The following is an 18,630-nucleotide window of genomic DNA, read 5'->3' as shown; positions in this document are numbered from 1 at the left end:
GTGATGAAGCGCTTCGTGAACGCACGGATAACGCTCAGCGGACCCAGCAGTGCGCAGGAGAACGACCGGTTAACTTGTCTGTACATGTTCGTCGAGCCTGTTGACCAGGGCTGCCGCGAGACAGAAGTGTTCGGGCCGTGCCAACTCATACGACCACCCCCGACGGTGCCGCCGACCTCGTCGTCGTCGGTGCCGGGATCGTCGGCCTCGCGCATGCCGTCGAAGGGCTCGCGCGCGGCCTGAAGATCCATGTCATCGAGCGGGACGAGCGCGCCGTCGGCGCCTCGATCCGCAACTTCGGGCACATCTGCACCACCGCCCAGTCGGGCCAGTCGCTCGCCTATGCCCTCACGGCCCGCGAGCACTGGCTCACCCTCGCAGCTAAGGCGGGCTTCGGTCTCCGGAAGACGGGCACGGTCGTCGTCGCGCGGACCGAGGCCGAGATGGCCGTGCTCGAGGAGTTCGCCGGAATCCGCGGCACCGAGCAGGCCCGCCTGCTGGACGCCGACGCGACCCGCGAGCTGTTCCCGCCGGCCACCGCGGAGGTCCTCGGCGGCGCACACCTGTCGCTCGACCTGAGGGTGGATCCGCGCGAGGCGCTGCCCGCGATCGCCGCGTGGCTGGAGTCCGAGGGCGTCCGGTTCAGCTGGTCGACCCACGTCGGTGCCATCGACCCGGCCGCCGGTGGGATCGACGTCCGCACCAGCCGCGGAACCATCCGTTCCGCCCGGGTCGTCCACGCCGCCGGCCATGACATCGACCGGCTCTTCCCGCAGGTCGCCGAGGAGGCAGCCGTACGCCGCTGCCGGCTGCAGATGCTCGAGGTCGCGCCTCCGGGCGATGTCGAGATCGGGCCGGCGGTGCTGACCGGGCTCTCGATGCTGCGCTACGGCGGGTTCGCCGAGACCACGGCGGCCGCCGACGTACGCAATGAGCTCGGGGCGACCGCGCCCGAGCTCCTCGACGTCGTCATGAATCTCATGCTCACCCAGCGGCCCGGGAGCGGCGGCCGCCCCGGCTCGATCGTCCTGGGCGACACCCACCACTACGACCGCACCCACCTGCCCTTCGACGACGAGCACGTCGCCGAGCTGGTGCTGCGGGAAGGGGCGCGGCTGCTCGGGGCTCCGCTCACCGTCCGACGTCGCTGGCGAGGGGTCTACGCGGACTCCCCGCGGACCGACTTCCTCGACACCGAGCCGTTCCCGGGCCTCCGGGTCGTCTCGGTGACGTCGGGCATCGGCATGACCACCGCACTGGGACTCGCGCCCACCGTCCTCGACCAGCTGTTCTGACCACAGGAGAAACCTCACATGTCCCCCCTGCGCTCCCTCACCGCCCTCGCCGGCGCCGCCACACTGACTCTCGCCCTGGCCGCCTGCGGCAGCGAGGCGACGACCGACAAGGCCGCCGCGGGCGGCGAGGTCGGTCCCGACCAGATCTGCCCCGACGGCACTCTGAAGATGGGCGTCGAGCCCTTCGAGGACCCCAAGAACCTGATCCCGGTCTACGAGACCCTGGGCGAGGCCCTCGGCGAAGAGCTCGGCTGCGAGGTGGAGGTGCAGATCTCCGACACGTACGTCGCCGAGATCCTGGCCATGCAGAACGGCAAGCTCGACATCGGCCAGTTCGGGCCGCTGGGCTACGTCTTCGCCCAGAAGCAGGCCGGCGCCACGCCGCTGGCCTCCTTCGCGGGCGAGGACGGCAAGGTCTCCTCCTACACCGGTGGCATCTGGGTGCCCGAGGACTTGCCGATCAAGTCCGTCGAGGATCTCGCGGGCACGACCCTGGCGCTGTCCGAGTCCGGCTCCACCTCCGGTGACGCGGTGCCGCGCAAGGCGCTCATCGACGCCGGGATCGAGAAGGACGTCAAGGCCGAGTACGCCGGTGGTCACACCGAGGCGCTGCTGGCCCTGGTCAACGGCAAGGTCGACGCCGCCGAGATCAACAGCCAGACCCTGGCCTCGGCGACGGCCGAGGGCCAGTTCGATGAGTCCGCCTTCCGCCAGGTCTGGAAGTCCGAGCCGATCCTCAACGACCCGATCGCGGCAGGCCCGAACATGACCCCCGAGGTGTCCAAGGCCGTGCAGGACGCGCTGCTGAACCTGCCGGCCGAGTCGGTCGCAGAGATCGGCGAGTACCTCGACTTCACCCCGCCAGCCGGCAAGCCGGCGCTGGTGGCGGTCACCGAGGAGGACTACCGGCCGGTGTCCGACCTCGCCGAGGCGCTCGACCTGACCACGGACGACCTCTGATGGGCGCTGATCACCTCTCCGGTGCGGCCCTGCGTATCGACGGCCTGAGGAAGTCGTTCGGGGAGAAGACGGTCCTGGACGGCCTGACCTTCGAGGTCGCCTCCGGGGAGGTGGTCAGCCTCCTCGGAGCCAACGGCTCCGGCAAGTCCACCTCGCTGCGCTGCGTGGTCGGTCTGGAGCGTCCCGACGGCGGCACGATCACGGTCGACGGCCTCAGGGTCAAGCCCGGCGAGACGACGGGAGCGAGGTCGAGCGAGGGAGTAACCGCGCGAAGCGCGGAGGCGGTGCCGACGGTCGCGATGGTCTTCCAGAAGATCCATCTGGTGCCCCGTCGCAGCGTGCTCGACAACGTCTGCGCGGGTGCGCTCGGGCGGCTCGGTCTGAGCCGGTCCTGGTCGGTGCTGGCCTTCTCGCGCGAGGTGCAGGCCGAGGCGATGGCCTGCCTGGACCGGGTCGGTCTCGCCGACCGGGCCCGGGAGAAGGCGGGTCGTCTCTCCGGTGGCCAGCAGCAGCGGGTCGCGGTGGCCCGCGCGCTGTGCCAGCGCGCCAAGGTGCTGCTCGCCGACGAGCCGGTCTCGGCGCTCGACCCGGCCGCCTCCGAGCAGGTGATGAACCTGCTGCGTTCGCTGGCCGACGACGGTCTGGCGGTGGCGGCGGTGCTCCACCAACCCGACCTCGCCCGCCGATTCTCCGACCGGATCCTCGGGCTGGCCGGGGGCCGGCTCGTCTTCGACAGCAACAGCGCCGAGGTCACCGACGAGACCGTGGCCGGGCTCTACCGGCCGGCGCTGGAGGCGCTGGAGGCCGCTGAGATGAGGGAGTACGCATGACCAGCCTGACCAAGGCCCCCGAACCGCGCCTGGACATCCCGCCCCGCTTCCGGCCCTCCGGCATCGCCGTCGGGGCGGCGATCACGGCCGCCCTGGTCCTCGTGCACTGGTACGCCGCGGTGCAGACCAACACCTCGCCCAAGGAACTGCTCGAGGGCTGGCGCGGCCTGTGGAACTTCCTGTTCGGGGTCGACCGCACCTACCCGAACGGCAGGACCATCCATCAGGACGGTGCCTTCCCGCTCGATCTGCGCTGGTCGGAGACCATCCGGCCCGGCCTGGAGTACTGCCTGCTCACGATCTGGATCGGCCTGCTCGGCACGACCCTCTCGATTCCGGTGGCGCTGGGGTTCGCGGTCATCTCCTCGCGTACGACCAACCGGTTCGTGCCGCTGTGGCTCCTGGGTCGCGCGGTGATGTCGGTGCTGCGGGCCGTGCCGGAGACCGTCTACGCGCTGATGTTCATCGCCGCGGTCGGCTTCGGGGCGTTCCCGGGTGTGATCGCGCTGGCGATCCACAACGTCGCGGTCATGGGCAAGCTGTGGTCCGAGGCGATGGACGAGGTGGACCAGGGGCCGGTCGAGGCGCTCCGCGTGGCCGGAGCCTCGCCCGCGCAGTCGGCCGCGCACGCCGTGCTGCCTGCTGTCATGCCGTCGCTGCTCGGCCTGCTCCTCTACCGCTTCGACACCAACGTACGCAGCTCGGTCATCCTCGGCACGGTCGGAGCCGGCGGCATCGGGTTCTTCATCAAGACCGAGGTGGACAGCTTCCACTTCGACACGATGATGACCTACGTCTGCATGGTGATCGTCCTGATCATCGTCATCGACCTGTTCAGCGCCTGGCTGCGCCGGAAGGTCGGCGCGGTCTGATGGCACGGCTCATGGCACGGGTCGCGGTGTGGCGCGGTGGCGCCGAGGTGAGGCTGGAGACCGTGGGCCTGCCGGTGCCGGGGCCGGGGGAGACGCTGGTCGAGATCGACCTCGCGACCGTGTGCGGCTCCGACCACCACACGGTCTCCGGGCGGCGTCCCGGAGCCTGTCCGAGCGTCCTCGGGCACGAGGGCGTCGGCCGGATCGTGGGCACCGGCCGGCGCGTGGTCTGGGGCGTCACCGTCTCGTGCGGGACCTGCGACCGCTGCGGGCGGGGGCTCACCGCGAAGTGCCGCTCGGTGCGCAAGCTCGGCCACGAGCCCTACGAGCCGGCCTGGCCGCTGTCGGGCACCTACGCGACCCACGTGCTCCTGCCCGCCGGCACCGCCGTCGTGCCCGTCCCCGACACGTTGGCCGACGAGGTCGCCGCGCCGGCCGGCTGCGCGACCGCCACCGTGATGGCGGCCCTGGAGCGGGTCGGCTCGCTGGGCGGCAAGCGGGTGCTGGTGATCGGCGCCGGGATGCTCGGGCTAACCGCGGTCGCCGCTGCGGCCGACGCCGGGGCGGCCGAGGTCGTGGTGAGCGACGTCGAGCCCGTGCGGCTGGAGCTGGCCGTCGGCTTCGGCGCGACGTCGACGCTGTCCGCGGGGCAGGCGCTTCCGCCGGTCGACGTGGCGATGGACTTCTCCGGCGCTGCCTCGGCGGTCGAGGCGGCGCTCGGGGCGCTCGACATCGGCGGGTCCCTCGTCCTGGTCGGCTCGGTCTCCCCGGGGCGCGCGATCTCGGTCGACCCCGAGGCGATCGTGCGGGGCTGGCGGTCGGTCAGCGGCGTACACAACTACGAGCCGCGCCACCTGGAACAGGCGGTCGCCTTCCTCGTCGCGTCCGATCGTCCATGGGCGGAGCTGGTCGAGGAGCCCGTCGGGCTCGAGCAGGTCGGTGACGTACTGACGAGGGAGCTGGGCAGACCGCGGGCATCGGTGCGGCCGCGGGAGGACTAGGCTCGCCCCTCATGACCGAGTTCGCCGCCGTGATCCTTGTCGACCGTCGTGGCTGGGTGCTGCTCCAGGAGCGCGACGAGCATCCGACGATCGCGCCGGAGAAGTGGTCCTTCTGCGGCGGCCACCTCGAGTCCGGGGAGGACCCGCTGGCCGGAGCTGTCCGCGAGCTCGAGGAGGAGACCGAGGTGCGCCTGGGCCCCGAGGCCCTCGAGCTGGTCGCCGTCCAGGAGCTCCGCCACCCCGAGACCGGCACCGACGACAAGATCCACCTCTACGCCGCCGGCGTCGACCTCACCGACGCCGACATCGTGTGCCACGAGGGTCGCCAGATCGTCTTTGTCGACCCCGTGAAGGCGCCTGACCTGGACCTCAGCGACTCGGCCCGGATCGGGCTGACGCCGTTCCTCGGATCGCCTCAGCACGCGTCGCTATCCGGGTCGAAGTCCTTCAGGGTCGAGACGTAGAATCCGGGCCATGGGTCTCCTCGAACGCATCGCCGCGCCGCAGGATCTTCGTGATCTCTCCGACGACCAGCTCGAGCTCCTCGCGAGCGAGATCCGGGACCTGATGATCCGGACCGTGGCCACCAACACCGGCCACCTGGGGCCGAACCTCGGCGTGGTCGAGCTGACCCTGGCCATGCACCGGGTCTTCGACAGCCCGCGCGACAAGATCGTCTTCGACACCGGTCACCAGTCCTACGTCCACAAGCTCGTCACCGGCCGGGCCGGCGACTTCGGCACGCTGCGCCGCGAGGGCGGGATGAGCGGCTACCCGAGCCAGTCCGAGTCCGACCACGACGTGGTCGAGAACTCCCACGCCTCCACCGCGCTCTCCTACGCCGACGGGCTGGCCAAGGCCTACACGATCCGCGGCGAGGACCGCCACGTCGTCGCGGTGATCGGCGACGGCGCGCTGACCGGCGGGATGGCCTGGGAGGCGCTCAACAACATCGCGATCCAGCACGACTCCAAGCTGGTCATCGTGGTCAACGACAACGGCCGCTCCTACACCCCGACCATCGGTGGCCTGGCCACGGCGCTGACCTCCCTGCGCACCAACCCCCGCTACGAGGTCCTTCTCGACATGGTCAAGCGCCGCCTCAACGCGGTGCCGGGGATCGGCTCGATGGCCTACGACGCGCTGCACGCGGTGAAGAAGGGGCTCAAGGACGCGGTCGCGCCCCAGGGTCTGTTCGAGGACCTCGGCCTGAAGTACGTCGGCCCCGTCGACGGCCACGACCGGCACGCCGTCGAGCAGGCGCTGACCTCGGCCAAGCGGTTCGGCGGTCCGGTGATCGTGCACGCGATCACCCGCAAGGGCTACGGCTACGACCCGGCCGAGCGCCACGAGGCCGACCAGTTCCACTCGCCGGGTCCCTTCGACGTCCAGACCGGCGCCGAGAAGCCCAAGGGCCGGATCTGGACCGACCACTTCTCCGACGCGATGGTGCGGCTGGGGGAGAGCCGCCAGGACATCGTCGCGATCACCGCGGCGATGATGCACCCGGTCGGCCTCGACGCGTTCCAGGCCAGGTTCCCCGAGCGCACCTTCGACGTCGGCATCGCCGAGCAGCACGCCGCCACCTCGGCCGCCGGCCTGGCGATGGGTGGCCTGCACCCGGTCTTCGCGGTCTACGCTACCTTCCTCAACCGTGCCTTCGACCAGGTGCTGATGGACTGCGCGCTGCACCGGGCCGGGGTGACGTTCGTCCTCGACCGATCCGGCGTGACCGGCGACGACGGCGCCTCCCACAACGGCATGTGGGACATGTCGCTGCTCCAGGTCGTCCCCGGGCTCCGCCTGGCCGCGCCGCGCGACATCGCTCGCCTCAACGAGCTCCTCGACGAGGCCGTCGAGGTCGACGACGCGCCCACGGTCGTTCGCTTCCCGAAGGGCCCGCCGCCCGAGGACATCGCCACGATCGCCAAGCTCGGCGAGGCCGACGTGCTCGTGCGCAACGGCACCAAGGACGTCCTGGTCCTCGGCGTCGGCTCCATGGCCGAGGTCGCCGTGGGCGTCGCCGAGCGGCTCACCGCCCAGGGCATCGGCGTCACCGTCGTCGACCCGCGCTGGGTCAAGCCGATCGACCCGGCCCTCATCGAGGCGGCCGCCGACCACAGCCTGGTCGTCACCATCGAGGACAACGGCGTCGCCGGCGGTGTCGGCGCGTCCTTCCTGCAGGCCCTGACTGCTGCCGACGTACGCACCCCGGTGAAGATCCACGGCATCCCGCAGGAGTTCCTCGACCACGCCAAGCGGCCCAAGATCCTGGAGAGCATCGGCCTGACCCCCCAGGCGGTCGCGCTCGACACCATCGAACGTCTGGGCGCCCTGACCCCCACCCCCCTGCCCCGAGACGTCAGTTTCTGACGCCGAGACGTCGAATTTTGACCCTACGGGGTCGGTCTCTCTGGTCGAGCCCCTGGCGAAGATCGATCGTTCTGGGCTTAGGGTGGGTCTGTCGGGGGCGACGAGGGCCCTCGGTATCGTCACCACACAGCACTCGGGGGATTCAATGCTCTATGACGACCTCGTGGCCGAGTTCCGTTGGTCACCTGAGCAGATGTCGGCGCCGTTCGACCTCAGAGCGGCGGACGAACAGATCCGCAAGAAGATCGAGGGCCGGCGCGGCTCAGCGCAGGCCTCGGGTCGCCAGCAGCGGCCCCGTGCGCGGCAGAACATGGGCAAGCCGGAGACGGCGGTCGGAGGCGGCAAGGTGGCCACCGACAAGGCCTGAGTCCCTACTGAGGTGTGTCCGGGACTGACCCGGCCCAGCATGGGACCGCCCCCGACCGATCAGATCGGTCGGGGGCGGACTTGCGTCGGTCAGTGGAACTTCTTGCCGGTGACCTTCTCGGAGATGCCCTCGCGGTCGAGGAGCTGGGTGATGCCGCCGTTCCAGAACTGGAAGCCGGCCCCGGTGATCATCGCCAGGTCGATGTCCTCGGCGGCCTGGGCGACGCCCTCCTCGAGCATCCGGCCGATCTCGTCGGCGATGGCCTCGAGGGCCTGCTGGCGGGCCTCCTCGGCGGTCTTGACCGTGTCGCCGGAGACGAGCAGCGCCTCGACCTCGGGGTCGAGGGTGCGCCCGTCAGGACCGAAGAAGGAGCTCTTCTTGGCCTCGACGACCCGGTGCAGGTTCTCGGAGAGGTGGAACCGGTCCGGGAAGGCCTTCGCGAGCGTCTCGTTGTTGTGGTACGCGATCGCCGGACCGACCAGGCCGATCAGCGCGAACGGGCCCATCGGCGCGACGCCGGCGAAGGCGGACTCGACGACGTCGATCGGGGTGCCCTCGTCGGCGACCTTGGAGACCTCGCCCATGAAGCGGCCCAGGAGCCGGTTCACGATGAAGGACGGGCTGTCCTTGACCAGGATCGAGGTCTTCTTCAGCGACTTCGAGACGGAGAACGCCGTGGCCAGGGCGGCATCCGACGTCTTCTCGCCGCGGATGATCTCCAGCAGCGGCATCACCGCGACCGGGTTGAAGAAGTGGAAGCCCACGACCCGCTCGGGGTTCTTCAGGTCGGCCGCCATCTCCGTGATCGAGAGGCTCGAGGTGTTCGTGGCGAAGACCGCGGTCTCCGGCGCGACGGCCTCGGCGTTGGCGAAAACGGTCTTCTTGACGCCCATCTCCTCGAAGACGGCCTCGATGATGAAGTCGGCGTCGGAGAAGGCCTCCGCGTAGTCGATCGACGACGTCACGAGCGCCTTGAGGCGGTTGGTCGCGTCCTGCGAGGCACGGCCCTTGGCGAGCTTCTTGTCGAGCTCGGCGTGGACGTACGCCACGCCCTTGTCGGCACGGTCCTGGTCCAGGTCGACCATGACGACCGGCACCTTGAGACGCTGGACGAAGAGCAGCGCGAACTGCGAGGCCATCAGACCGGCACCGATGATGCCGACCTTGGTGACCTTCTGCGCGAGCGCCTTGTCGGGGGCGCCGGCGGGACGCTTGGCGCGCTTCTGCACCAGGTCGAAGGAGTAGAGCGAGGCGAGCAGCTGCGGGGTCTTCGACATCGCCACGAGGGCGTCGTCCTCGGCCGCGAAGCCCTCGTCGCGGGTCGCCGTCTTGGCCAGGGTGAGCAGCTCGACGGCCTTCTTGGCGGCCGGGGAGGCGTCGCCGGTCTTGGCCCAGGCGAAGAAGCTGGCGTTCTTGGCGGCCTCGTCCCAGGCCTCGCCCCGGTCGATCTCCTCACGTTCAACCGACACGGCGCCGGACAGGATGCCGTCGGCCCACAGCAGCGACTGCTCGAGGTAGTCGGCGCCGCCGAACATCGCGTCCGCGATGCCCAGCTCGAAGGCCTCGGTGCCCTTGAGCACCTTGCCGTTGTTGAGCGGGTTCTCGATGAAGACCTTGGCGGCCTTGGCCGGACCGATCAGGTTCGGCAGCAGGTAGCCGCCGCCCCAGCCCGGGATCAGGCCGAGCATGACCTCGGGCAGGCCGACGGCCGGCACCGAGTCCTGGATCGTGCGGTAGTCGGCGTGCAGCGCGACCTCGAGGCCACCGCCGAGCGCGAGCCCGTTGATGAAGCCGAAGGACGGCTTCTTGACGCCGTTGGCGCCGTCACCGAGCTTGCGGAAGACCGCGTGACCGAGCTCGGCGATCGTACGGATCCCGTCCGGGCCGCCCGCCTGCAGCGAGGTCAGGTCGGCGCCGGCCGCGAGGATGAACGGCTTGCCGGTCACCGCGATCGCGTCGATCTCGGGATCAGCAAGGGCCGCGTCGTACGCCGTGTTGAGCTCGACCAGCGACTTCGGCCCGAACGTGTTCGGCCGGGTGTGGTCGTGTCCGTTGTCGAGGGTGACCAGGCCGAGGACCTTGCCGGAGGGCAGGGTGACCTTCGCCAGCTTGGCCGCGGTCACGACCTCGTCGTCGGAGAAGAGCTTCTCGACATCAGCGAGAAGGGTGTTGATGTCAGTCACTTCGACTCCCCAGTCCAGTTCGGGTTCTCCCAGATGACCGTGCCGCCCATACCCAGGCCGATGCACATGGTGGTGAGGCCGTAGCGGACCTCGGGGCGCTCCTCGAACTGGCGCGCGAGCTGGATCATCAGCCGCACACCGGAGGAGGCCAGCGGGTGACCGAACGCGATCGCGCCGCCGTACGGGTTCACGCGCTCGTCGTCCTCGGCGATGCCGAAGTGGTCCAGGAAGGCGAGCACCTGGATCGCGAACGCCTCGTTGACCTCGAAGGCCTCGATGTCGTCGATCGTGAGCCCGGCCTTGGCCAGCGCCTTCTCGGTCGACGGGATCGGGCCGACGGCCATGACCTCGGGGGCGACGCCGGCGAAGGCGTAGGACACCAGCCGCATCTTGATCGGCAGACCGAGCTCGCGGGCGACGTCCTCGGAGGCCAGCAGCGAGGCGGTCGCGCCGTCGTTGATGCCCGCCGCGTTGCCCGCGGTGACGCGGCCGTGCGGGCGGAACGGGGTCTTCAGCTTGGCCAGGTCCTCGGTGGTGGTGCCGGGACGCATCGGCTCGTCGGTGGTGGCCAGGCCCCAGCCGTTCTCGGCGGAGCGGGTGGCGACGGGGACCAGGTCGGGCTGGATCTTGCCGTCGGCGTACGCCTTGGCCGCCAGCTCCTGGGAGCGGACGGCGAAAGCGTCGGTGCGCTCCTTGGTGATCGCCGGGTAACGGTCGTGGACGTTCTCGGCGGTGTTGCCCATGACGAGCGCCGAGGGGTCGACGAGCTTCTCGGAGATGATCCGCGGGTTGGGGTCCACGCCCTCACCCATCGGGTGGCGGCCCATGTGCTCGACACCGCCGGCGATGACGACGTCGTAGGCACCGAAGGCGATGCCGCCGGCGGTGGTGGTGACGGCGGTCATCGCGCCGGCGCACATCCGGTCGATCGCGTAGCCGGGGACGGACTGCGGGAGCCCGGCGAGCAGGCCGGCGGTGCGGCCGATCGTCAGGCCCTGGTCGCCGATCTGCGTGGTCGCGGCGATGGCGACCTCGTCGATCCGCTCGGGGGGAAGCTCGGGGTTGCGGCGCGTGAGCTCACGGATGAGCTTGACGACCAGGTCGTCTGCGCGGGTCTCGGCGTACTGGCCCTTGGCCTTGCCGAAAGGTGTGCGTACGCCGTCGACGAAGACGACTTCTCGCAGCTGTCGGGTCACCGTGTCACTCCATGTGGGTTGCCGGTCGGTTGTCGCCTGGCGGCGCTGTTGGTGCGGGCACGGGTGGTGCCCGGCGCCTACATTACCCGCTAGTAACAACGGCCGCACCGAGGGGGAGGTCACACGGCCTCTCGCAGCTGAGGTCGCCGGTCTCCGCGCGTCGGCTTGGGAATAACTGGGGCGTCCAGGATGCTGCGCTGTCGTCATGTGGAAGCGTGTATTGAGAAGGTTGAGCCCCAGGGTCGCGATCCCTGGCGAGGCGAGCGACGACGAGGCCCACGAGGGCCGTACGCAACGGGAGGAGACACCGATGGCCGGATCACGACTGGTGCACATCGTTGACGACCTGCCCGAGGAGATCATCCTGGCCGGAGGTGACCAGCTTCCGCTGGTGGTCGTCCTGGACGGCTTCCTCGACGCGGGCAAGGCCGCCGAGCGGGCCGCGGCTCATCTGATCCAGACGTCGAGGCGAGCGCCGGTGGTGGCGACCTTCGATGTCGACGAGCTCCACGACTACCGGGCCCGCCGACCGGCGATCTCGTTCGTCAGCGACCACTACGAGTCCTTCGATGCGCCGCGGCTGGTCGTCCGGCTGCTCAAGGACACCGGTGACAATCCCTACCTCCTGCTGCACGGCCCCGAGCCGGACAACCGCTGGGAGGCCTTCGCCGGCGCCGTACGCGAGGTCATCGAGCGCCTCGGCGTGACCGAGGTGATCTCGCTCGCGTCGGTGCCGATGGCGGTGCCGCACACCCGCCCGCTGACCGCGACCAGGCACGCCAACGACCCGGCACAGGAGCTCGCCGGCCAGGTCTGGGAGAGCCCGTGGAAGGGCGAGATCCGGATCCCGGCCTCAGCCCAGGCCCTGGTGGAGGTACGCCTGGGGGAGTGGGGCCACCCTGCGGGCGGTTACGTGGTGCACATGCCGCACTACCTGGCTCAGAGCGACTTCCCGGCCGCTGCGGTCGTGCTCGTCGAGGAGCTCGAGCGCGCGGCCCGGCTGACGATCCCGGTCTCCGACCTGGAGGCGGAGGCCCAGCGCCGCGAGGAGGAGATCGCCTCCTACATCGAGGACAATGCCGAGGTGCGGGAGGTCGTGGCCGCTCTCGAGCAGCAGTACGACACCTTCCAGCGCGGCGAGGAGTCCGGACGCTCGTTGCTGGCACCCGACGAGCCGCTGCCGACCGGTGACGAGCTCGGTGAGCAGTTCGAGCAGTTCCTGGCCGGGCTCAACGGTCCCGACCCCGATGACAGCCCTGAGAAGGATTGAGAGAAACTCAACGCATGACGACCGACGCCGTAGCGGCGGATCAGGCAGTGGCCGAGCTGGTAGGCGTGCTCGACCTGGTCGAGATCGACAAGGACCTCTTCCACGGTGCCACCACCACCCGCAACTCGCGGGGGCGCGCCTACGGCGGCCAGGTGGCAGCTCAGGCGCTGATGGCCGCGGTGCGGTCGGCCGACCCGGCCTTCACGGTGCACTCGATGCACTCCTACTTCCTGCTGCCGGGCGACCCGTCCTACCCGATCGTCTACGACGTCGAGCGGATCCGCGACGGGCGCTCCTTCGAGACCAGGCGGGTCCGGGCGCGCCAGAAGGGGCGCGACATCTACTACCTCACCGCCAACTTCCAGCGTGAGGAGTCCGGGTTCGAGCACCAGGATGCGATGCCGTCGGTCCCGGCGCCCGAGAAGTGCATCGACTTCCTGAAGATGATGGCCGACTCCGGCAGCCCGGAGGCCGTCTCGCTGGCGGGCGAGTGGGAGGCGGTCGAGGTGCGTGCCGTCGGCAACTCGCTGCTCGGCATCAAGCCCGATGCGGTCCATCCCGCGCAGCAGCGTCTCTGGATCCGCCTGGGCGCCTCGCTGCCCGACGATCCCGACATCCAGCGTGGTGCCTTCACCTGGGCCTCCGACATCTCGCTGCTCGGCGCCTCCCTCGCGGCCCACTCGCTGGACCACAAGGGCATCCAGATGGCCTCGCTCGACCACACCATCTGGTTCCACCGCCCCTTCCGTGCCGACGAGTGGTGGCTCTACGACCAGGAGAGCCCCTCGGCCTACGGTGGCCGCGGCCTCTCCATCGGCCGGGTCTTCACCGCCGACGGCATCCTGGCCGCCACGGTCGCTCAAGAGGGCCTCATCCGCCCGCCCCGAGCCTGACCCTTCGTCGACTCGGCTCGTCTGTCTCACCATCGCGCCCAGAAATAGGTCGGCGCACTATCGCACACCTTGGTCGCCTGCCGCGATAGCGCACCCGAACCGCGGGCTAAGGTGGCGCCGTGGATCAGATCACCGTGTACGAGAAGCCGACCTGCACGACGTGTCGGAACCTGTTCGTTCTCCTCGAGGAGGAGGGCGTCGACTTCGAGAAGGTCGACTACCACGTGCTCGGCCTGCGGACCGAGGAGGTCAAGGACATCCTCGCCAAGACCGGCCTGAGTGCTCGTGACGTGCTGCGGAAGCGGGAGCCGGTCTACAAGGAGCTGGACCTGGGCAATCGCGACCTCTCCGAGGATGAGCTGGTCGCGCTGATGGTCGAGCACCCTGCTCTGCTGCAGCGCCCGATCGTGCTCAAGGGCGACCGCGGCGTGCTCGCCCGGCCGATCGAGAAGGTCCGCGAGCTCTTCTGAACCTCAGGCACGCAGCCGCTCGACCGGCTGGCCGGTCGTGCGGGTGATGAGATCGACGTCGTTGTCGGCGTGGAGGACGGTGAGACCTGCCTCCTCGGCGACCGCCGCCACCAGCAGGTCAGGCACCGACGGCGCCCGGTGGCGGCCGTCGCGCAGCACGATGCGCTGGATCTCCAGCGCCCGTGCCTCCGTACGCGGCGTGAGGGTCGCGAGCGGCATGTGGATCACCGGCACGTCCTCGACGAGATCGGACCACTCCCGCTCGGATCGGGCCAGATGGCCGATCTCGAGCAGTGTGGTGGTGGTGATGCGTACTTGTCCCAGCTCGATCAGGCGGGACCACTTCTCAGCGTCGGGGCTGGTGGACATCCGGGCGAGGGCCGACCGGTGCATCAGCCAGGGTCGGGCTACGACCATGCGTCACGCATCAGACCCCGGTCGGCGAGCGGGGCGAACTTCGCGAAGTCGCCGCCGGCCACGGGTCGCGCCGGTGGCAGCGGACGCAGAGCGTCAGGCGTGAACCATCGGCGGAGATACTCGTTGCGGGTGAGCCCGAGCCGCGTCGCCTCGGTGTCGATGCGCGCGAGCTCGTCATCCGAGAGTCCTCGGATCAGTACGTCGGACATGTCTGTCCACCTCCTGGACGCAAGATGGTAGCCGAGGCCGGGGCGTCGAAGTGGGATCAGGGCCGGGTCGCCCGGTGGACCCAGGTGGACTCGACCTCCATGCCGACGTGGAGATAGAGGTCGAGGGCGCCGGTGCGGGAGTCCGTCGACAGGGTCGCGCGTGTGGCTCCGTGAGCGCGGGCAGCACCGAACGCGTCGGCGAGGAGCGCCTGGGCCAGGCCGCGGTTGCGCTGGTCCTTGTGGGTGGCCAGCCTGCTGACGTACCCCTCCCCGCCGTCCTCGGTCATCACCAGCACCGCGGCGGCGACCACAGCGCCGTCCGGGCCCGTCACCACGCGGACGTTCCACGGCTCGGCGCCTGGCCGTTCGATGGTCGTGGCGACCCAGTCTGCGTAGGGCTCGCGTTCGCGCTCGGACCACTCCAGGAAGGCGTCCTCGATCACGGTCCACACCTGCTCGTGGTCCTGCTGCGTGGCGGCCCGGATGGCGTACGCCTCCGGCAGCTCCCGCACCGGGATCGCCGCGTCCGGCGGCAGCGCCAGCACCCAGGACTCCCAGCGTGGGAACCAGCCCAGGGACTCCAGCAGCCGGTCGCCAGGTGAGCCCTGGGGGACCGGCATGCCGATGACCGGCTCCCCGAGCTCACCCGCCTTCGAGGCGAGCCAGCCGGCCAGGGCGGTGCCGAGACCACGGCCCCAGTGGTCTGGATGTACCGCGGCATCGGCCCGGGAGCCACCGGAGCACTCCGCGTAGCCGACCAGGTCGCCGTCGGCATCGATGACACCGACCGTCCGGGCGGAGACGTCGAAGGAAGGCCGCTGCCACTCCGAAACGATGTCGGCCAGCTCGATGACGACCTCGCCGACGGTGGCCAGCTCGTTGGCGGCCATCACCCTGGTGACGGTGGCGGCATCGGCCAGCACCAACGGCCGCTCGGCATAGCCGGTGGGAAGGGTCATCGGGGTCATGAGACACACGGTCCCACCTGCTCACCCTGAGTCGCCACGGGTTATCGGGTCAGCGGCGTACGGTAGGCGTTAGCAGCCGTCCTCCACGCCGGCTCGGCGGCGCCGACCCCCGTCAGGAGCAAACGATGTTCCGGATTCGTATCGCCCTGCTCGCCGCGGCAATGGTCGCGGCCCTCGTCCCAGCCACGGCCGACGCACACACGGTCTTCCCCAAGAGATTCGACCTCCCGCCCGGCTTCCAGCCCGAAGGCATCGCGATCGGAGGCGGGCCGACGGCCTGGTTCGGGTCGCGCGTGGACGGCGACATCTACCGCGTCGACCTGCGCACCGGCCGCGGCAAGGTGGTCTCCCAAGGCCCCGGCACCGCCACCGTCGGCATCAAGGTCGACCGCCACGGTCGCCTCTTCGCCTCTGGCGGCCCCAGCGGCACCGCCCGGGTGATCGACACCCGCACCGGCCGTCTCCTCGCCGACCACCAGCTCACCACCGCGACCAGCTTCGTCAACGACGTCGTCCTCACCCGCCACTCCGCGTGGTTCACCGACTCCCAGCAGGCCCAGCTCTACGCCGTGCCGCTCGGCCGAGGCCCGGTCCGGACCCTCCCGCTCACCGGGGACTGGGAGCAGGTGGAGGGCTTCAACGCCAACGGCATCACCGCCACTCCAGACGGTCGCGGCCTGCTGGTGGTCAACTCGACCACGGGTCTCCTTCACCGCGTCGACCCGCGCACCGGCGCGACCAGTGTCGTCGGCCTCGGTGGGGCCAGCCTCACAAGCGGCGACGGCATGCTGTTGCTCGGCAGGACGTTGTACGTCGTCCGCAACCGCCTCAACCAGATCGCCGTCATCCATCTGGACAGGTCCGGCTCCCGCGGTGTCCAGGTCGATACCCTGACGAGCGACGACTTCGACGTGCCGACGACCGTCGCCGCCTACCGCGACCGGCTCTACCTGCCCAACGCCCGGTTCACCACCACCCCGGAGCCCGACACGCCCTACTGGGTCACCGCCGTTCGCCGCTGAACCGCAAGCCGGGCTCAGAGCGCGGTCGTACGCCCCACCAGATGGAGCGTGTCCGACCCGCGCCTGTGGAGCGAGAAGTCGTAGCCGTCCAGGTCCTTGAGCGACCCGAACGCCACCGAGGACGGCAGGAAGACCGGCTTCTTGAAGGCGACATCGACCCGCACCGCGCCCGGGAGCCGGTTCTCCAGCGCCGCGATGCAGCGCGCCTTGGTCCACATCCCGTGCGCGATCTGGCGCCTGAAGCCCAGCGCCTTCGCGGTCAGCGGGTAGAGGTGGATCGGGTTGTAGTCGCCGGCGACCTTGGCGTAGCGCCGCCCGAGGTCGGCCTTGAGCGGGAACACGGGACCGGACGGGTCGACCTCGATCAGATCTCGGCCCGGAGTCGGACCCAGCCAGGTCACGTCGGCGTTGCGCTTCCCCCGGACCAGGTACGTCGAGGTGGACTCCCACGCGACCTCGCCCTCGACTGTCGCGACGGTCAGGAACCGGTACGCCTTGCCGACCGGGTGCGGCTCGGGCTGCCCCACGGTCGCGGTGACCGCGACCGCCTCGCCGACCGAGATCGGGCGGTAGCCGCTGATCGAGTTCTCGATGTGGACCATCCCCATCGCGGGCGAGGGGAAGTCGGGCGAGGACATCAGCGCCATGTGCAGCGGGAAGGCCAGCATGTGCGGGTAGGGGAGCGGCACGGTGTCCTTGATCGGGAAGCCGCACAGCTCGGCGTACGCGTCGACCGCCGTCCGCTCGAGAGCGACCGGCTCGCGGGTGAGGCTGAGCTCCTCGTAGGCGACGCCGGTCTTCTTGATCCCCGGGAGCGCGTTGATGCCCGGGATGGCCGGCAGCGCCGCCCGGACGAGCAGGGCGGGACCGGACCTGCCGGTGAAGCTGGGCTCGGTCTTGGGCGTGCTCATCAGGCCCCCAGCATCATCTGGCCGCAGACCCGCACGACGTTGCCGTTGACGCCGGTGGAGGCAGGCGAGGCGTACCAGGCGATGGTCTCGGCTACGTCGACCGGCAGGCCGCCCTGGGCCATCGCGTTGAGCCGCTGGCCGACCTCACGCGTCGCGAACGGCACCGCTGCGGTCATCTGGGTGATGATGAAGCCCGGCGCGACCGCGTTGATCGTGATCCCGTCGGGAAGCTCCTCGGCCAGCGAGTCGACGAAGCCGATGACGGCGGCCTTCGAGGCGCCGTAGGAGGTCTGGCCGAGGTTCCCGGCGATGCCGGCGATCGAGGAGACGCCGATGATGCGGCCGTTGGGGCGGACCAGCTTCTGCTCGAGCAGCTCGGCGGTGATCCGCTCGGGCGCGGTGATGTTGATCTCGAGCACCTTGCCGAACCGGTCGGGCTTCTGGTTTGCGAGCTTCTTGTCGAGGGTGACGCCGGCGTTGTGCACGACGATGTCGACGCCGCCGAACTTCTCCTGGAGGTATTCCGCGATCTTGGCGGGCGCGTCCTCGGCAGTGATGTCGGCGGTGATGTAGTCGGGGGTGACCTTCTTCAGGTCGTCCTCGGCCGGTGGGATGTCGAGACCGACGACGGTCGCGCCGTCGCGCTGCAGCACCTTGGCGATCTCCTCGCCGATGCCACGGGCGGCGCCGGTGACGAGCGCGACCTTGCCGGTCAGCGGCTTCTTCGGGTCCACCTGCTCAGCGGCGGGGGAGGCGTTCTTGGTGCCGATCCGCACGACCTGGCCGGAGACGTAGGCGCTCTTCGGGGAGAGCAGGAAGGCCAGCGTGGAGAGCAGCGAGCCCTCGAAGCCCTCGGCGACATAGACGAGCTGGACGGTGCCGCCCTTGCCGATCTCCTTGCCGAGGCTGCGGGTGAAGCCCTCCAGAGCGCGCTGGGCGACCCGCTCCGCGCCCTCGAGCTGCTCGGGCGGGGTGCCGATCACGACCACGCGCGGGTTGTTCTCCAGGCTGCGAAGCACCGGGGTGAAGAACTCCTGCAGCGCGACCAGGTCGGCGGTCGAGGTGAGGCCGGTGGCGTCGAAGACGAGGCCCTTGAACTTGGCGCCGGCGGTGGCGGAGTCCGTCGAGGTGATGTCCAGCTCGCCGAGGAGCCCGCCCAGCGACTCGGCCAGACGACCACGCCCGCCGACGAGGACGGGGCCCTTCACGAGCGGGGCACCGGCTGCGTACCGCTCGAGCTTGGCGGGGCTCGGCAGCCCGAGGTTCTTGACGAGGACCTTGCCGATCGCCGACTGGGTGAAGCTCTGGTACTTGTCGCTCATGGTCTCTCTGATCCTTCTGGACGTGGTCTCTGAGGCGTACGTTGGTATGTTACTGGCCAGTTGTAACTACA

General features: G+C 70.1%; 19 protein-coding genes. 12 read left to right on the top strand and 7 right to left on the bottom strand.

Annotation, left to right across the window (positions count from 1 at the left end):
* Positions 1–137: 137 nt before the first annotated feature.
* The 8 genes from ACFWQC_RS05425 to ACFWQC_RS05390 all read left to right on the top strand — a co-directional run bounded on the left by ACFWQC_RS05425 (position 138) and on the right by ACFWQC_RS05390 (position 7,698).
* Entirely contained in the window at positions 138–1,295 is a 1,158-nt protein-coding gene (locus ACFWQC_RS05425) for a TIGR03364 family FAD-dependent oxidoreductase (protein ID WP_378674158.1), read from the top strand.
* 18 nt (positions 1,296–1,313) lie between these two features.
* Positions 1,314–2,255 (top strand): phosphate/phosphite/phosphonate ABC transporter substrate-binding protein, encoded by a 942-nt coding sequence (locus ACFWQC_RS05420; RefSeq protein ID WP_378674155.1) that lies wholly within the window; start codon positions 1,314–1,316, stop codon positions 2,253–2,255.
* A complete protein-coding gene (locus ACFWQC_RS05415) occupies positions 2,255–3,085 on the top strand; it encodes a phosphonate ABC transporter ATP-binding protein (protein WP_378674152.1) in 831 nt (276 codons plus the stop codon). Before ACFWQC_RS05420 ends, ACFWQC_RS05415 begins: the two co-directional genes overlap by 1 nt.
* Entirely contained in the window at positions 3,082–3,957 is an 876-nt protein-coding gene (gene phnE / locus ACFWQC_RS05410; protein WP_378674149.1) for a phosphonate ABC transporter, permease protein PhnE, read from the top strand. Before ACFWQC_RS05415 ends, phnE begins: the two co-directional genes overlap by 4 nt.
* Positions 3,957–4,958 carry a zinc-binding dehydrogenase gene (locus ACFWQC_RS05405; RefSeq protein WP_378674146.1) on the top strand — a complete coding sequence of 334 codons (1,002 nt, stop codon included), beginning with the start codon at positions 3,957–3,959 and terminating at the stop codon, positions 4,956–4,958. Before phnE ends, ACFWQC_RS05405 begins: the two co-directional genes overlap by 1 nt.
* 11 nt (positions 4,959–4,969) lie before the next feature.
* Positions 4,970–5,422 carry an NUDIX domain-containing protein gene (locus ACFWQC_RS05400; RefSeq protein WP_378674143.1) on the top strand — a complete coding sequence of 151 codons (453 nt, stop codon included), beginning with the start codon at positions 4,970–4,972 and terminating at the stop codon, positions 5,420–5,422.
* Between the two features lie 10 nt (positions 5,423–5,432).
* Entirely contained in the window at positions 5,433–7,331 is a 1,899-nt protein-coding gene (dxs, locus tag ACFWQC_RS05395; RefSeq protein ID WP_378674140.1) for a 1-deoxy-D-xylulose-5-phosphate synthase, read from the top strand.
* A 145-nt stretch (positions 7,332–7,476) separates the two neighbouring features.
* Entirely contained in the window at positions 7,477–7,698 is a 222-nt protein-coding gene (locus ACFWQC_RS05390; protein ID WP_378674137.1) for a hypothetical protein, read from the top strand.
* 89 nt (positions 7,699–7,787) lie between these two features.
* Here ACFWQC_RS05390 and ACFWQC_RS05385 read toward each other — a convergent pair whose 3' ends face one another.
* Both ACFWQC_RS05385 and ACFWQC_RS05380 read right to left on the bottom strand, forming a co-directional pair.
* Entirely contained in the window at positions 7,788–9,881 is a 2,094-nt protein-coding gene (locus ACFWQC_RS05385) for a 3-hydroxyacyl-CoA dehydrogenase NAD-binding domain-containing protein (RefSeq protein WP_378674134.1), read from the bottom strand.
* Positions 9,878–11,077 carry an acetyl-CoA C-acyltransferase gene (locus tag ACFWQC_RS05380; RefSeq protein WP_350658645.1) on the bottom strand — a complete coding sequence of 400 codons (1,200 nt, stop codon included), beginning with the start codon at positions 11,075–11,077 and terminating at the stop codon, positions 9,878–9,880. The genes ACFWQC_RS05385 and ACFWQC_RS05380 overlap by 4 nt, the downstream gene beginning before the upstream one ends.
* 310 nt (positions 11,078–11,387) lie before the next feature.
* Between ACFWQC_RS05380 and ACFWQC_RS05375 the strand changes: the two genes are divergently transcribed.
* The 3 genes from ACFWQC_RS05375 (at position 11,388) to ACFWQC_RS05365 (ending at position 13,710) form a co-directional block, all read left to right on the top strand.
* Positions 11,388–12,347: a PAC2 family protein gene (locus ACFWQC_RS05375; protein WP_378674130.1), complete on the top strand. Its 960-nt coding sequence runs from the start codon at positions 11,388–11,390 to the stop codon at positions 12,345–12,347.
* A gap of 14 nt (positions 12,348–12,361) precedes the next feature.
* The gene (locus tag ACFWQC_RS05370) at positions 12,362–13,240 is read left to right on the top strand and encodes an acyl-CoA thioesterase (protein ID WP_378674127.1); all 879 of its coding nucleotides are present in this window, start codon (positions 12,362–12,364) and stop codon (positions 13,238–13,240) included.
* Between the two features lie 119 nt (positions 13,241–13,359).
* Positions 13,360–13,710: an arsenate reductase family protein gene (locus tag ACFWQC_RS05365; protein ID WP_378674124.1), complete on the top strand. Its 351-nt coding sequence runs from the start codon at positions 13,360–13,362 to the stop codon at positions 13,708–13,710.
* Positions 13,711–13,713: 3 nt separating this feature from the next.
* Here ACFWQC_RS05365 and ACFWQC_RS05360 read toward each other — a convergent pair whose 3' ends face one another.
* The 3 genes from ACFWQC_RS05360 to ACFWQC_RS05350 are packed head-to-tail and all read right to left on the bottom strand — an operon-like array spanning position 13,714 to position 15,304.
* Positions 13,714–14,127, bottom strand: coding sequence for a PIN domain-containing protein (locus ACFWQC_RS05360; protein WP_378674121.1), 414 nt, complete (start codon positions 14,125–14,127; stop codon positions 13,714–13,716).
* Complete coding sequence (locus ACFWQC_RS05355; RefSeq protein ID WP_091041496.1) at positions 14,118–14,336, bottom strand: hypothetical protein; 219 nt, start codon at positions 14,334–14,336, stop codon at positions 14,118–14,120. The genes ACFWQC_RS05360 and ACFWQC_RS05355 overlap by 10 nt, the downstream gene beginning before the upstream one ends.
* Positions 14,337–14,392: 56 nt before the next feature.
* Positions 14,393–15,304: a GNAT family N-acetyltransferase gene (locus ACFWQC_RS05350; protein ID WP_378674117.1), complete on the bottom strand. Its 912-nt coding sequence runs from the start codon at positions 15,302–15,304 to the stop codon at positions 14,393–14,395.
* A gap of 125 nt (positions 15,305–15,429) precedes the next feature.
* Here ACFWQC_RS05350 and ACFWQC_RS05345 point away from each other — a divergent pair, with 125 nt between their 5' ends.
* Positions 15,430–16,326 carry a superoxide dismutase gene (locus ACFWQC_RS05345; protein ID WP_378674114.1) on the top strand — a complete coding sequence of 299 codons (897 nt, stop codon included), beginning with the start codon at positions 15,430–15,432 and terminating at the stop codon, positions 16,324–16,326.
* 14 nt (positions 16,327–16,340) lie between these two features.
* On the opposite strand, the gene ACFWQC_RS05340 is transcribed toward ACFWQC_RS05345, so the two are convergent.
* Positions 16,341–17,237 carry a MaoC family dehydratase gene (locus ACFWQC_RS05340; RefSeq protein ID WP_378674111.1) on the bottom strand — a complete coding sequence of 299 codons (897 nt, stop codon included), beginning with the start codon at positions 17,235–17,237 and terminating at the stop codon, positions 16,341–16,343.
* On the bottom strand, positions 17,237–18,559 hold the full coding sequence (locus ACFWQC_RS05335) for a 3-oxoacyl-ACP reductase (RefSeq protein WP_378674109.1): 1,323 nt from the start codon (positions 18,557–18,559) through the stop codon (positions 17,237–17,239). The genes ACFWQC_RS05340 and ACFWQC_RS05335 overlap by 1 nt, the downstream gene beginning before the upstream one ends.
* Positions 18,560–18,630 lie beyond the last annotated feature (71 nt).

It is taken from the genome of Nocardioides sp. NPDC058538 (assembly GCF_042719275.1).
Lineage (GTDB): Bacteria > Actinomycetota > Actinomycetes > Propionibacteriales > Nocardioidaceae > Nocardioides.
The sequence above is the reverse complement of the archived record's forward strand: the minus strand, read 5'-3'. Positions and strand labels throughout refer to the sequence as shown.